The following is a 14,247-nucleotide window of genomic DNA, read 5'->3' on the forward strand; positions in this document are numbered from 1 at the left end:
GACCCCCGAGTTCCCCCGCATTGAAGCGTGTTGACCAAGTCCCGACAACACCTGATGTCCGACAGCGCCGTCTCGTGGCCGATTTTTGCGCGGCCCGGCCGACTGGAGATTCCCTTCACTCAGCGCAATGGCGTGCTCACGAGAGGTGGTGCGTGACGTTGTCCACAGGGAGCCTGGCGACCCGGCGGCCGTTGTCCACAGCCCACCGCGCTGTCACCCCCCGCCAGTAGGGTGTGAGACATGGCCGATCCCTCCAGCTACCGCCCCAAGCCGGGACAGATCCCGGACTCTCCCGGGGTGTACAGGTTCCGTGACGAGCACCGCCGGGTGATCTACGTCGGAAAGGCGAAGAGCCTGCGCCAACGCCTGGCGAACTACTTCCAGGACCTGGCAGGCCTCCACCCCCGCACCCGCACGATGGTCACCACGGCCGCGTCCGTGGAGTGGACCGTGGTCGCCACGGAGGTCGAAGCCCTGCAGCTGGAGTACTCCTGGATCAAGGAGTACGACCCCCGGTTCAACGTCAAGTACCGCGACGACAAGAGCTACCCGTACCTCGCGGTGACGATGAACGAGGAGTTCCCGCGCGTTCAGGTGATGCGCGGTCACAAGAAGAAGACCGTGAGGTACTTCGGGCCGTACGCGCACGCGTGGGCGATCCGCGACACCGTCGACCTCCTCCTGCGCGTCTTCCCGGTCCGCACCTGCTCCGCCGGCGTCTTCAAGAACGCCGCCCGCACCGGCCGCCCCTGCCTGCTCGGCTACATCGACAAGTGCTCCGCACCCTGCGTCGGCCGGGTCTCCGCCGAGGAGCACCGCGAACTCGCCGACGAGTTCTGCGACTTCATGGCCGGCCGCACGGGTACATACCTCCGCCGTCTGGAGAAGCAGATGATGGCGGCCGCCGAGGAGATGGAGTACGAGCGCGCGGCCCGTCTGCGCGACGACATCGAGGCCCTGAAGAAGGCCATGGAGAAGAACGCTGTCGTGCTCGCCGACGCGACCGACGCCGACCTGATCGCGGTCGCCGAGGACGAACTGGAAGCGGCCGTGCAGATCTTCCACGTCCGCGGCGGACGCGTGCGCGGCCAGCGCGGCTGGGTGACCGACAAGGTCGAGGAGATCACCACCGGCGCCCTCGTCGAGCACGCCCTCCAGCAGCTCTACGGCGAGGAGAAGGGCGACGCGGTCCCCAAGGAGGTCCTCGTCCCTGCCCTGCCCGACCCGGTGGAGCCCGTCCAGGAGTGGCTGACCGAGCGCCGCGGGTCCAACGTCTCGTTGCGCATCCCGCAGCGCGGCGACAAGAAGGCCCTCATGGAGACCGTGCAGCGCAACGCCCAGCAGGCGCTGGTTCTGCACAAGACCAAACGCGCCTCCGACCTGACCACGCGCTCGCGCGCGCTGGAGGAGATCGCCGAGGCCCTGGACCTGGACAGCGCCCCGCTCAGGATCGAGTGCTACGACATCTCACACCTCCAGGGCGACGACGTCGTGGCCTCCATGGTCGTCTTCGAGGACGGCCTCCAGCGCAAGGGCGAGTACCGCCGCTTTGAGATCAAGGGTCGTGTCGGAGACACGCAACTCTGGCACGGCGAAGGCCAGGACGACGTCCGCTCCATGCACGAGGTGATCACCCGCCGCTTCCGGCGCTACCTCGCCGAGAAGGAGAAGACCGGCGAGTGGGTGGACGACGATCTCAAGGACGACGAAGGCCGCCCCAAGAAGTTCGCCTACCCGCCCCAGCTCGTCGTCGTCGACGGCGGCCGGCCGCAGGTCGCGGCCGCCAAGAAGGCCCTCGACGAGCTCGGCATCGACGACATCGCCGTCTGCGGCCTCGCCAAGCGCCTGGAGGAGGTCTGGCTGCCGGACGAGGACGACCCGGTGGTCCTGCCCCGCACCAGCGAGGGCCTCTACCTGCTCCAACGGGTCCGGGACGAGGCCCACCGCTTCGCGATCACCTACCAGCGCACGAAGAGGGCCAAGCGCTTCAGGTCGAGCCCCTTGGACGACGTGCCGGGGCTCGGGGACACGCGCAAGCAGGCTCTGCTGAAGCATTTCGGTTCGTTGAAGAAGCTGCGATCCGCCACCATCGACCAGATCTGCGAGGTTCCCGGCATAGGCCGCAAGACGGCCGAGACGATCGCCGTGGCTCTCGCCCAGGCGGCTCCGGCCACGCCGGCGGTGAACACGGCGACTGGAGAGATCATGGAAGAGGAACCCGGCACCATGGGTTCCAGTGGGGAGCCCGTGACAATGGGCGCCCCGGACGAACGACGGGGGCAGGAGACATGAATGTGAACAAGCACGACGGGCAACAAGGCCAAGGCCAAGGCCAAGGCCAAGCCGGAGACGGAGCACAGGTGAGTACGGGCACGCCCAACGACACGGCGGCGGTCCCGGACGCCGCGATCCCCGAGCTGGTGATCATCTCCGGCATGTCCGGAGCGGGCCGCTCGACGGCCGCCAAGTGTCTGGAGGACCTCGGCTGGTTCGTCGTCGACAACCTCCCGCCCGCGCTGATCCCCACCATGGTGGAGCTCGGCGCCCGCTCCCAGGGCAACGTGGCGCGGATCGCGGTCGTCGTAGACGTCCGCGGCCGCCGCTTCTTCGACAACCTCCGCGAATCCCTCGCCGACCTCGACAGCAGGCAGGTCACCCGGCGGATCGTCTTCCTGGAGTCCTCCGACGACGCCCTGGTGCGCCGCTTCGAGTCGGTGCGCCGCCCCCACCCCCTCCAGGGCGACGGCCGCATCGTCGACGGCATCGCCGCCGAGCGCGAGCTGCTGCGCGAGCTGCGCGGCGACGCCGACCTGGTGATCGACACCTCCAGCCTGAACGTGCACGAGCTGCGCGCCAAGATGGACGCCCAGTTCGCCGGCGACGAGGAGCCCGAGCTGCGGGCCACCGTCATGTCCTTCGGCTTCAAGTACGGCCTCCCGGTCGACGCCGACCTGGTCGCGGACATGCGCTTCCTGCCCAACCCGCACTGGGTCCCGGAACTGCGCCCCTTCACCGGCCTCAACGAGGAGGTCTCGGCGTACGTCTTCAACCAGCCCGGCGCCAAGGAGTTCCTCGACCGGTACGCCGAGCTGCTCCGGCTGATCGCGGCCGGATACCGGCGTGAGGGCAAGCGGTACGTGACCATCGCCATCGGGTGTACGGGCGGCAAGCACCGCTCGGTCGCCACGTCGGAGAAGCTCGCCGCGCGCCTCGCGGCCGAGGGTGTGGAGACGGTGGTCGTGCACCGGGACATGGGACGCGAATGACGGGACGTACTCCGCGGCTGAGCAGGCTGCGCCGTGCGGTGCCCGAGGGGCGCGCGAGCAGGCCCGTCGAGGCCCGCGGCGCCAAACCCCGCCGCCGGGGCGCCCAGCCCAAGGTGGTCGCCCTCGGCGGCGGCATGGGACTGTCCGCCTCGCTCGCCGCCCTGCGCCGGATCACCGGCGACCTCACCGCCGTCGTCACCGTGGCCGACGACGGCGGCTCCAGCGGCCGCCTGCGCGACGAGCTGGGCGTGCTGCCGCCCGGCGACCTGCGCAAGGCACTAGCCGCGCTGTGCGGCGACGACGACTGGGGCCAGACCTGGGCCCGCGTCATCCAGCACCGCTTCCAGTCGCAGGGCGACCTGCACGAACACGCGGTCGGCAACCTGCTGATCGTCGCCCTGTGGGAGCAGCTCGGCGACCACGTCCAGGCCCTCGACCTGGTCGGCAAGCTCCTCGGCGCGCACGGGCGCGTGCTGCCCATGTCCGCCGTACCGCTGGAGCTCCAGGCCCTGGTCAAGGGCCATGACCCGGACCGGCCCGAGGAGGTCGAGACCGTGCGGGGTCAGGCGACCGTGGCCCTCACTCCCGGCGAGGTGCAGTCCGTGCACCTCGTGCCGAACGACCCGCCGGCCGTGCCGGAGGCGGTGGAAGCCGTCCTCGACGCGGACTGGGTGGTCCTCGGCCCCGGCTCCTGGTTCTCGTCGGTCATCCCGCACCTGCTCGTGCCCGAGCTGCTGGACGCCCTCACCCAGACGAAGGCACGCCGGGTACTCTCGCTGAACCTCGCCCCGCAGCCCGGAGAAACCGAAGGCTTCTCCCCGCAGCGTCATTTGGAGGTTTTGGGACGACACGCCCCTAAACTCGCCCTGGACGTGGTGCTGGCCGACGAGGCCGCCGTGCCCGACCGCGATGTGCTCACCGAGGCCGCCAAGCGGTTCGGTGCCGCGGTCGAGCTGGCCCCGGTCGCCCGGAGAGACGGTTCTCCGCGGCACGACCCGGAGCTGCTGGCCGCCGCGTACGACCGTATTTTTCGGATGCATGGAAGGATCGGCCCATGGCGATGACGGCAGCGGTGAAGGATGAGATCTCCCGGCTCCCCGTCACCCGGACCTGCTGCAGGAAGGCGGAGGTCTCCGCCGTTCTGCGGTTCGCCGGCGGCCTCCACCTGGTGAGCGGCCGCATCGTGATCGAGGCGGAGTTGGACACCGCGATGGCGGCCCGCCGCCTGAAGCGGGACATCCTGGAGATCTTCGGCCACAGCTCCGAACTGATCGTGATGGCGCCGGGCGGACTGCGCCGCGGTTCGCGGTACGTCGTCCGGGTCGTCGCCGGCGGCGATCAGCTGGCCCGGCAGACCGGCCTGGTCGACGGCCGGGGCCGCCCGATCCGCGGCCTGCCCCCGCAGGTGGTCTCCGGCGCCACCTGCGACGCGGAGGCCGCCTGGCGCGGGGCCTTCCTGGCGCACGGCTCGCTCACCGAACCAGGCCGCTCCTCCTCCCTGGAGGTGACCTGCCCGGGTCCCGAGGCCGCCCTCGCCCTGGTCGGCGCCGCCCGCCGCCTGTCGATCGCCGCCAAGGCCCGCGAGGTGCGCGGCGTGGACCGGGTCGTCGTCCGCGACGGCGACGCCATCGGCGCCCTGCTCACCCGGCTCGGCGCCCACGAGTCGGTGCTGGCCTGGGAAGAGCGGCGGATGCGCCGCGAGGTCCGGGCCACGGCCAACCGTCTCGCCAACTTCGACGACGCCAACCTGCGCCGCTCCGCGCGCGCGGCCGTCGCCGCCGGCGCCCGCGTCCAGCGGGCCCTGGAGATCCTCGGCGACGACGTCCCCGAGCACCTCGCCGCCGCCGGAAAGCTGCGCATGGAACACAAGCAGGCCTCCCTGGAGGAGCTGGGCGCGCTCGCCGACCCGCCGCTGACCAAGGACGCCGTCGCCGGCCGTATCCGCCGTCTGCTGGCGATGGCCGACAAGCGGGCCCAGGACCTCGGCATCCCGGGCACGGAGTCCAGCATCACCGAGGAGATGGCGGACAACCTCGTGGGGTGACGTGAGCGGGTGACGTCAGCGGGAGACGTGAGCAGGTGACGTAAGCAGCCCAACACGCCGGTGCCGAAGCCCACTTGGGCCACCGGCACCGGCGTTCGCATGTGCTCGAGGCACTCTTGACTCGATCATGAAGTGACATGAGCCTGGCATGTGCTCGCCACTGTGGCGAACCACTGCTAGGGGGGTTCATGAGACGAAAAGCGAGACCGATCCTCGCTGTTGGCGCACTCCTGCTGGGCGGTGCGGGAATCGCACCCGTCGCCCAGGCGGCGCAAGACCCCGGTACTCCCGATCCGAACGAGGTCAAGGTCTTCCGGGCCGAGGTCACGCAGAAGCAGGTACCCCTGCTGCTGGCGGCCGGCCAGGACGCCCACGAACTCGGTGAGCAGGTGCCCGAGAAGGGCAAGGCCACCGTCGAGGTCTACCTCACCGACCAGCAGGCCGAGAAGCTCGAGGACAAGGGCGTCGACCTCCGAGAGCACAAGCTGTCCGCCAAGGCCGAGAACCGTGTCGAGGACGCCGCCGAGGGCGTGTTCCGGCCGTACAGCGGAAGCGGCGGTCTGAAAGAGGAGATCCTCAAGACCAGCCAGGAGCACCCCGGCCTCACCAAGGTCGTCTCCATCGGCAAGACGGTGGGCGGCCAGGACATCCTCGCCCTCAAGATGACCAAGGGCGCCAAGAAGTCCAAGGACGGCTCCAAGCCCTCCGTCCTGTACCTGTCCAACCAGCACGCGCGCGAGTGGATCACGCCGGAGATGACCCGCCGGCTGATGCACCACTACCTGGACAACTACAAGACGGACAAGCGCATCAAGAAGGTCGTCGACTCCACCGAACTGTGGTTCGTGCTGTCGGCCAACCCCGACGGCTACGACTACACCTTCCAGGACCCCGACAACCGCATGTGGCGCAAGAATCTGCGCGACAACAACGGCGACGGCGCCATCACCACCGGCGACGGCGTCGACCTCAACCGCAACTTCTCCTACAAGTGGGGCTACGACGACGAGGGTTCGTCCCCCAACCCCACCAGCCAGACCTACCGCGGCGCGGCCCCCGGCTCCGAGCCCGAGACCCAGGCCCTGGACGCCTTCGAGAAGCGGATCGGCTTCACGTACGGCATCAACTACCACTCCGCCGCCGAACTCATCCTCTACGGCGTCGGCTGGCAGGTGGCCACGCCCACACCGGACGACGTGCTCTACGAGGCGCTCGCCGGTACGCCGGAGAACCCCGCGATCCCCGGCTACCACCCGCAGGTCTCCTCGGAGCTGTACACGACCAACGGCGAGGCCGACGGCCACGCGGCGAACGTCAACGGGATGGCGATGTTCACCCCCGAGATGTCGACGTGCGAGACCGCTTCGAACGTCGACCCGAACGACGCCTGGAAGCCGGAAGACTGCCAGTCGATCTTCACCTTCCCGGACGACGAGAAGCTGATCCAGCAGGAGTTCGCCAAGAACATCCCGTTCGCGCTCTCCCTCGCCGAGTCCGCCGCCCGTCCCGACCAGCCGAAGTCCGCGGTCGGCCTGAGCGCCGCCGACTTCACCCCGGCCGCCTTCTCGACGTCGTACTCGCGCGGCGCCGACCAGGAGGTCTCCGTCGTCGTACGCAAGTCCGTGCGCGACAAGGAGCTCAAGTACCGCGTCAACGGCGGCCGTACGGAGGACATGGCGCTGGGGGCCTGGAAGGGCGGCGAGACGTACGGCGGGGAGGACAACCTCTACTTCGACGAGTACCGGGCCGAGGTCCAGGACGGCGACCCGGGCGACAAGGTCGAGGTGTGGTTCACCGGCGAGACGAAGAGCGGAAAGCCCGTCTCCAGCGAGCACTTCACCTACACCGTGGCCGAACGGCCGCGCGCGGACACCCTCGTCGTCGCAGAGGAGGGCGCGGCCGCCACACAGGCGCAGACATACGTCGACGCGCTGAAGGCGAACGGCCGCAAGGCAGTCGTGTGGGACGTCGCCACGCAAGGCGCGCCCGACGCGCTGGGGGTCCTGGGGCACTTCAAGACGGTCGTCCACTACACCGGCGCGAGCGTCCCGGGCATCGCCACCCAGCTCCAGCTGCGCGCCCACCTCAACGAGGGCGGCAAACTGATCGAGGCCGGCGAGCAGGCCGGCGGCAACGTCGACCTCGGCGGCGGCACCCTGTCGAATGACTTCGGCCAGTACTACCTGGGCGCCTACACACGGACGTCGACCCCAGGGGCCACCGGCTTCACCGGCTCCGGCAGGCTCGGCGGCTTCACCGGCGCGCTCACCGGGGCGACCGGCAACCCGCTCGACCGCGCCGGGACGTACGGCGTGACGTCGGACGAACTGCCCGCCGACAAGTTCCCCCAGTTCGCCAGCGCGGGCGCGGGCCAGTTCGCCGGGACCACCAATCCGTACGGACCGTACGCGGGCGCTTCCATGGCCGCCGCCGTCCACACCGACGACGCCTACAAGCGGCTCACCCGCACCGTGGACCTCACCGGCGTGAGCGCGGCCGACAAGCCCACTCTGCGCACCCAGCTGCTGTGGAACACCGAGCCCGGCTACGACAACGTGCTGGTCGAGGCCCACACCACGGGGACCGACGACTGGACGACCCTCCCGGAGACGGGCGGCGCCACCCGCACCGCCGTGCCGGAGGACTGCGCGGCCGGCTACTACGTGGGCGAGCACCCCTGGCTCGAGCACTACCTGACCGTCGGGACCGGCGGCTGCACCGCGACCGGCACCACCGGCTCGTGGAACGCCCTCACCGGCGCCTCCGAGGGCTGGCGGCAGGTGAACTTCGACCTGAGCGCGTACGCGGGCAAGTCGGTCGAGGTCTCGATCAGCTACGTCACCGACCCGGGCAGCGGCGGCCGCGGTGTCCTCGCCGACGACGCCTCGCTCGTCGTCGGCGGCACGGCCACCGAGACCGAGGGCTTCGAGACGTCTCTGGGTGCCTGGAAGGTCGCCGGACCGCCCGCGGGCAGCCCGGCCGCCCTCAAGGACTGGGCACGCACCGGGGCCCTGTTCCAGACGTACGGAGCGGTCACCACGGACGACACCGTGCTGCTGGGCTTCGGCCTGGAGCACGTCGCCTCGGCGGCCGACCGCACGGCTCTGCTGAAGAAGGCGCTTACCGCCCTCAAAGGGTGATCCACCTGGTCAAACCGGCGTGATTCCGAGTCGCCGGATCGAGTGATCGGGTCTTCCGGCCCGGGCGGTCCGTACCCCTACTGGTGGGTACGGACCGCCGTGCCGTGTATGGGGCGTCTCGATGTCACCCCGGACGCCTCAGGGAGGTAGGGTCGTAGGCGGTCGGGGACATCCCATACAGCTCGCCGGTCTCGAAACCGGCGTACCAACGAGGAGATCGGTTCGTGACGATCCGCGTAGGCATCAACGGCTTTGGCCGCATCGGTCGTAACTACTTCCGCGCGCTGCTGGAGCAGGGTGCAGACATCGAGATCGTGGCTGTCAACGACCTGGGTGACACCGCGACCACCGCTCACCTGCTGAAGTACGACACCATCCTGGGCCGCCTCAAGCAGGAGGTCTCCCACACCGCCGACACGATCACCGTCGACGGCAAGACCATCAAGGTCCTGTCCGAGCGCAACCCCGCCGACATCCCGTGGGGCGAGCTGGGCGTCGACATCGTCATCGAGTCGACCGGCATCTTCACGAAGAAGGCCGACGCCGAGAAGCACATCACCGGCGGCGCCAAGAAGGTCCTCATCTCGGCTCCGGCCAAGGACGAGGACATCACCATCGTGATGGGTGTCAACCACGACAAGTACGACCCGGCGAACCACCACGTCATCTCCAACGCCTCCTGCACCACCAACTGTGTGGCGCCGATGGCCAAGGTCCTCGACGAGAACTTCGGCATCGTCAAGGGCCTGATGACGACGGTGCACGCGTACACGAACGACCAGCGCATCCTGGACTTCCCGCACAAGGACCTGCGCCGCGCCCGTGCCGCCGCCGAGAACATCATCCCGACCACCACCGGTGCCGCCAAGGCCACCGCCCTGGTCCTGCCGCAGCTCAAGGGCAAGCTGGACGGCATCGCCATGCGCGTCCCGGTCCCGACCGGCTCGGTCACCGACCTGGTCGTCGAGCTCGGCCGCGAGGTCACCAAGGAAGAGGTCAACGCCGCCTTCCAGAAGGCCGCCGAGGGCGAGCTCAAGGGCCTCCTCGAGTACACCGAGGACGCGATCGTCTCCTCCGACATCGTCAACGAGCCGGCGTCCTGCACCTTCGACTCCTCCCTGACCATGGTCCAGGAGGGCAAGAACGTGAAGGTCATCGGCTGGTACGACAACGAGTGGGGCTACTCCAACCGCCTCGTCGACCTGACGGTCTTCGTCGGCAACCAGCTCTGATCAACAGAGCAGGCACTTGATGTGAGGGCAGGGCTCGGGCAGCGCAGGGACGCGCTGCCCGAGCCCTGACTCACGTGCGGATCAGCCCTCTTACGATCACGAGCATCACGAGCCCTCCCCAGGAGTTCCCTCCATGAAGACGATCGACGAACTTCTCGCCGAAGGCGTGGGCGGCCAGCGGGTCTTCGTCCGCGCCGACCTGAACGTGCCGCTCGAAAGCGGCGCGGCGACTGTGAAGATCACCGACGACGGCCGCATCCGCGCCGTGCTGCCCACCGTCAAGGCCCTCGCCGAGGCGGGCGCCCGCGTGGTCGTCGCCTCGCACCTGGGCCGCCCCAAGGGCGCCCCGGACCCGGCCTTCTCGCTCGCTCCCGCCGCCGCGCGCCTCGGTGAACTCCTGGGCGCCGACGTGGCCTTCGCGACCGACACGGTCGGCGAGTCCGCCCGCTCCACGGTCGCCGGCCTCGCCGACGGCCAGGTCGCCGTCATCGAGAACCTGCGCTTCAACGCCGGCGAGACCTCCAAGGACGACGCCGAGCGCGGCGCCTTCGCCGACCGGCTAGCCGAGCTCGCCGATCTGTACGTGAGCGACGGTTTCGGAGCGGTGCACCGCAAGCACGCCTCGGTCTTCGACCTCCCGGCTCGGCTGCCGCACGCCGCCGGCTACCTCATCGCCACCGAGGTCGCCGTCCTGAAGAAGCTCACCGAGGACGTCAAGCGCCCCTACGTCGTCGCCCTCGGCGGCGCCAAGGTCTCCGACAAGCTGGCCGTCATCGACCAGCTGCTCGGCAAGGCCGACCGCCTGCTCATCGGCGGCGGCATGGCCTACACCTTCCTCAAGGCCAGGGGCTACGAGATCGGCAAGTCCCTCCTCCAGGAGGACCAGATCCCGGCCGTCGTCGAGTACATCGAGCGCGCCGAGAAGAACGGCGTCGAGCTGGTTCTCCCCGTCGACGTGCTGGCCGCCCCGGAGTTCCCGGACCTGAAGACCAAGGCCTCGGCCAACCCCAACACCGTCGCCGCGGACGCCGTCCCGGCCGACCAGATGGGTCTCGACATCGGCCCTGAGTCCCGCAAGCTGTACGCCTCGAAACTCGCTGACGCGGCCACCGTCTTCTGGAACGGCCCCATGGGCGTCTTCGAGCACCCCGACTACGCCGAGGGCACCAAGGCGGTCGCCCAGGCCCTCCTCGACTCCCCGGGCTTCACCGTGGTGGGCGGCGGCGACTCCGCCGCGGCCGTCCGCACCCTGGGCTTCGACGAGACCGCATTCGGCCACATCTCGACCGGGGGCGGCGCCTCCCTCGAATACCTCGAGGGCAAGACGCTCCCCGGCCTCGCCGCACTGGAGGACTGACCAAGCATGAGTACGCGCACGCCGCTGATGGCGGGCAACTGGAAGATGAACCTCAACCACCTCGAGGCCATCGCCCACACACAGAAGCTCGCCTTCGCCCTGGCCGACAAGGACTACGAGGCCGTCGAGGTCGCCGTCCTGCCACCCTTCACCGATCTGCGCTCCGTGCAGACCCTGGTCGACGGCGACAATCTCAAGATCAAGTACGGCGCCCAGGACATCTCGGCGCACGACGGCGGTGCCTACACCGGCGAGATCTCCGGCTCGATGCTGGCCAAGCTGAAGTGCACCTACGTCGCCATCGGCCACTCCGAGCGCCGCCAGTACCACAACGAGACGGACGAGCTGGTCAACGCCAAGGTCAAGGCCGCCTACAAGCACGGCCTGACCCCGATCCTGTGCGTCGGCGAGGAGCTGGAGGTCCGCGAGGCGGGCAACCACGTCTCGCACACCCTCGCCCAGGTCGAGGGCGGCCTGAAGGACCTCCCGGCCGAGCAGGCCGAGGCCATCGTGATCGCCTACGAGCCCGTCTGGGCCATCGGCACCGGCAAGGTCTGCGGCGCCGAGGACGCCCAGGAGGTCTGCGCGGCCATCCGCGGCAAGATCGCCGAGCTGTACACGCAGGAACTGGCCGACCAGGTCCGCATCCAGTACGGCGGCTCCGTGAAGTCCGGCAACGTCGCCGAGATCATGGCGCAGGCCGACATCGACGGCGCGCTGGTCGGCGGTGCCTCCCTGGACGCGGACGAGTTCGTCAAGATCGTCCGGTTCCGCGACCAGTGAGCAGGAGGGGCGCGGCCGGTGTCGAGAGGGCGAGCGCGCGGAGGCCCGAAGGGCTGAGCACGGTCGGCCTCTCGACACCGGGTTGGAGCGCCCCGGAGGCGACCCGACAAGCTGCGAGTATGCGGTAGCGGCGTTCCGTCGTACCCTTGCGGGGGCATGGTGGCTTGCCACCGTGCCCCCGTCGTCTATCCAGATCCGAGGAAGTTGGTCCAGCCGTGGTTATGGGGTTCTCGATCGCCCTGATCGTCTTCAGCCTGCTGATGATGCTGCTGGTGCTGATGCACAAGGGGAAGGGCGGCGGCCTCTCCGACATGTTCGGTGGCGGCATGCAGTCGTCCGTCGGCGGCTCCTCGGTCGCCGAGCGCAACCTCGACCGCATCACCGTGGTGGTCGGTCTGCTGTGGTTCGCGTGCATTGTCGTGCTGGGGATCCTGATGAAGGTGAACAACTGATCAGCGTCGCACACGCAGCACGCCCATTCCGCACGTAACGCCCCATGTTCGGTGCGCCCTCCTGAGCGCGGCCTATCATGGGGCTTGCGTCTGTGTGGGGGTTGTAACTCCAATCACTGGACGCGCGTTGGGCCTTACGTAGACTGAGGCGCTCGCAGTGAAGCGAAACGCCGACTCGCTTTGCGGCACCATCACGCAGGGAGTTACGACCGTGGCAAGTGGCAACGCGATCCGAGGAAGCCGGGTCGGGGCGGGGCCGATGGGCGAGGCCGAGCGCGGCGAGTCCGCGCCGCGGCTGCGCATCTCCTTCTGGTGCTCCAACGGGCACGAGACGCAGCCCAGCTTCGCCAGCGACGCGCAGGTCCCCGAAACCTGGGACTGCCCGCGCTGCGGCTTTCCGGCGGGGCAGGACCGGGACAACCCCCCGGACCCGCCGCGCACCGAGCCCTACAAGACGCACCTCGCCTATGTGCGGGAGCGACGCAGCGACGCGGACGGCGAGGCGATCCTCGCCGAGGCGCTCGCCAAACTGCGGGGCGAAATCTAGGAGTTGACAACCGGCCGGGCACCGAGCGGTGCCTGGCCGGAGCTGTTTCGCGCACCCGCGGCCGCCTGCCCGCGGACCGATTGTCAGTGCTGCCCTCTACGGTTTGTGAATCGGCGAACCGTGAGGGGGACTTGTGGCGACGGTCGAGGTGGCGGACAGGCGTGTGCCCGCGTGGCGCGGAGGATTCGGACGGCTGTGGAGTGCCGCCGTGCTCTCCAGCTTCGGTGACGCGCTGCGTGGATCCGCGCTGCCCCTGCTCGCCGCGACACTGACCGACCGGCCGCTGCTCATCGCGGCGGTCACCGCCTGCGGCTATCTGCCCTGGATCGTCTTCGGACTGCTGGGCGGCGCCGTCGCCGACCGCGTGGACCAGCGGCGCGCCATGTGGACGGTGGATGCGGTACGAGGACTGCTCGTCGCGTGCTTCGCGGTGGCCGTCGCCCTCGGGCACGCCTCGATCGGCCTGCTGATCGCCCTGGCCTTCGCCCTCACCACCCTCCAGACGCTGTTCGACAACGCCTCCACGGCCCTGCTGCCCGCCCTGGTGGACCGGGAAGCGCTGGGCAGCGCGAACGCCCGCCTGATGACCGGCCAGCAGATCGCGGGCGGCCTGCTGGGCGCGCCGGTCGTGCCGCTGCTGCTGGTGGCCGGCACCGCCGCGCCCTTCGCGGCCGACGCCGTGACCTTCCTGGTGGCCGCCGCCCTGGTCGCCTCGCTGCGGACCGCCGCGCCGCAGCGGAAACCGAGACCGGCCGGCAGCACCCTGCGCCGGGAGATCGCCGAAGGGCTGCGCACCCTGGGACGCGACCGGGCCCTGCGCGGGCTGTGCGCCGCCACGGCGCTGTGCAACATCGGCGTGGGCGCCCTCATCGCGGGCATGGTGCTCCTGGTGACCGGCTGGCTGGACGCCGGCACCGCGGGATACGCGGCGGCCATGACCGCGTACACCATCGGCGGCCTGACCGGGGGAGGGGCCAGCGGCCGGCTCCTCGCCCGGCTCGGGCGGGTCCGCGCGGTGCTGCTCGCCGGGACCGTGCAGATCGGCGCGCTGGTCGTCATGGGCTCGGTGCGCAGCCCGGTGGCGCTCGCGGTCGCCATGGCCGCCTTCGGGTCCATGGGCATGGTGTGGAACGTCAGCACCAGGACACTGATGCAGGAGCGCAGCCCCGCCGAGATGCTGGGCCGGGTCAGTGCCGCCTTCCGGACCCTGGCCGTGGCGGGTGGACCCCTGGGCGCTCTGCTGGGTGGTGTCGTGGCCACCGCCTGGGGCCTGAACACTCCGGCCCTGCTCGCCGCGGCCTTCTTCGTCCTGTCCGTCATCGCGCTGATACCCGCGCTCAAGGCGGACGTATCTGTTGTTGCGTCGGACGACGACGCCACGACAGCTCAGGCCCCAGGCTGATCAATTAGGTTGGGAACGGCAGCG

11 protein-coding genes are annotated in these 14,247 nt (G+C 69.8%); all 11 read left to right on the forward strand.

The annotated features are described in order from the left end of the window. Positions 1-240: 240 nt before the first annotated feature. The 11 genes from uvrC (at position 241) to CLM62_RS27060 (ending at position 14,223) form a co-directional block, all read left to right on the forward strand. Positions 241-2,292, forward strand: a complete 2,052-nt coding sequence (gene uvrC, locus CLM62_RS27010; RefSeq protein WP_095752517.1) for an excinuclease ABC subunit UvrC — start codon at positions 241-243, stop codon at positions 2,290-2,292. Continuing rightward, positions 2,289-3,266: an RNase adapter RapZ gene (gene rapZ, locus CLM62_RS27015; protein ID WP_095752518.1), complete on the forward strand. Its 978-nt coding sequence runs from the start codon at positions 2,289-2,291 to the stop codon at positions 3,264-3,266. The genes uvrC and rapZ overlap by 4 nt, the downstream gene beginning before the upstream one ends. Next, complete coding sequence (gene yvcK / locus CLM62_RS27020) at positions 3,263-4,330, forward strand: uridine diphosphate-N-acetylglucosamine-binding protein YvcK (protein ID WP_095752519.1); 1,068 nt, start codon at positions 3,263-3,265, stop codon at positions 4,328-4,330. Before rapZ ends, yvcK begins: the two co-directional genes overlap by 4 nt. Next, the gene (gene whiA / locus CLM62_RS27025) at positions 4,321-5,310 is read left to right on the forward strand and encodes a DNA-binding protein WhiA (protein WP_095752520.1); all 990 of its coding nucleotides are present in this window, start codon (positions 4,321-4,323) and stop codon (positions 5,308-5,310) included. The genes yvcK and whiA overlap by 10 nt, the downstream gene beginning before the upstream one ends. Before the next feature lie 188 nt (positions 5,311-5,498). Further along, positions 5,499-8,450 carry a M14 family metallopeptidase gene (locus tag CLM62_RS27030; RefSeq protein ID WP_095752521.1) on the forward strand — a complete coding sequence of 984 codons (2,952 nt, stop codon included), beginning with the start codon at positions 5,499-5,501 and terminating at the stop codon, positions 8,448-8,450. Between the two features lie 224 nt (positions 8,451-8,674). Beyond that, positions 8,675-9,682 (forward strand): type I glyceraldehyde-3-phosphate dehydrogenase, encoded by a 1,008-nt coding sequence (gene gap / locus CLM62_RS27035; RefSeq protein WP_095752522.1) that lies wholly within the window; start codon positions 8,675-8,677, stop codon positions 9,680-9,682. A gap of 133 nt (positions 9,683-9,815) precedes the next feature. Further along, entirely contained in the window at positions 9,816-11,039 is a 1,224-nt protein-coding gene (pgk, locus tag CLM62_RS27040) for a phosphoglycerate kinase (RefSeq protein ID WP_095752523.1), read from the forward strand. Positions 11,040-11,045: 6 nt separating this feature from the next. Then, positions 11,046-11,822: a triose-phosphate isomerase gene (gene tpiA / locus CLM62_RS27045; RefSeq protein ID WP_095752524.1), complete on the forward strand. Its 777-nt coding sequence runs from the start codon at positions 11,046-11,048 to the stop codon at positions 11,820-11,822. A 221-nt stretch (positions 11,823-12,043) separates the two neighbouring features. Further along, positions 12,044-12,274 carry a preprotein translocase subunit SecG gene (gene secG / locus CLM62_RS27050; RefSeq protein WP_029181151.1) on the forward strand — a complete coding sequence of 77 codons (231 nt, stop codon included), beginning with the start codon at positions 12,044-12,046 and terminating at the stop codon, positions 12,272-12,274. 211 nt (positions 12,275-12,485) lie between these two features. Next, positions 12,486-12,821, forward strand: a complete 336-nt coding sequence (locus CLM62_RS27055) for an RNA polymerase-binding protein RbpA (protein WP_003976875.1) — start codon at positions 12,486-12,488, stop codon at positions 12,819-12,821. A 133-nt stretch (positions 12,822-12,954) separates the two neighbouring features. Continuing rightward, the gene (locus CLM62_RS27060) at positions 12,955-14,223 is read left to right on the forward strand and encodes an MFS transporter (RefSeq protein WP_095752525.1); all 1,269 of its coding nucleotides are present in this window, start codon (positions 12,955-12,957) and stop codon (positions 14,221-14,223) included. Positions 14,224-14,247 lie beyond the last annotated feature (24 nt).

The organism is Streptomyces sp. SA15, from assembly GCF_002291145.1.
GTDB lineage: Bacteria > Actinomycetota > Actinomycetes > Streptomycetales > Streptomycetaceae > Streptomyces.

Bases quoted from the DNA above. Each gene is read 5' to 3' on its own strand.
- uvrC (WP_095752517.1), top strand. From the start codon at position 241: ATGGCCGATCCCTCCAGCTACCGCCCCAAGCCGGGACAGATCCCGGAC.
- rapZ (WP_095752518.1), top strand. From the start codon at position 2,289: ATGAATGTGAACAAGCACGACGGGCAACAAGGCCAAGGCCAAGGCCAA.
- yvcK (WP_095752519.1), top strand. From the start codon at position 3,263: ATGACGGGACGTACTCCGCGGCTGAGCAGGCTGCGCCGTGCGGTGCCC.
- whiA (WP_095752520.1), top strand. From the start codon at position 4,321: ATGGCGATGACGGCAGCGGTGAAGGATGAGATCTCCCGGCTCCCCGTC.
- CLM62_RS27030 (WP_095752521.1), top strand. From the start codon at position 5,499: ATGAGACGAAAAGCGAGACCGATCCTCGCTGTTGGCGCACTCCTGCTG.
- pgk (WP_095752523.1), top strand. From the start codon at position 9,816: ATGAAGACGATCGACGAACTTCTCGCCGAAGGCGTGGGCGGCCAGCGG.
- tpiA (WP_095752524.1), top strand. From the start codon at position 11,046: ATGAGTACGCGCACGCCGCTGATGGCGGGCAACTGGAAGATGAACCTC.
- secG (WP_029181151.1), top strand. From the start codon at position 12,044: ATGGGGTTCTCGATCGCCCTGATCGTCTTCAGCCTGCTGATGATGCTG.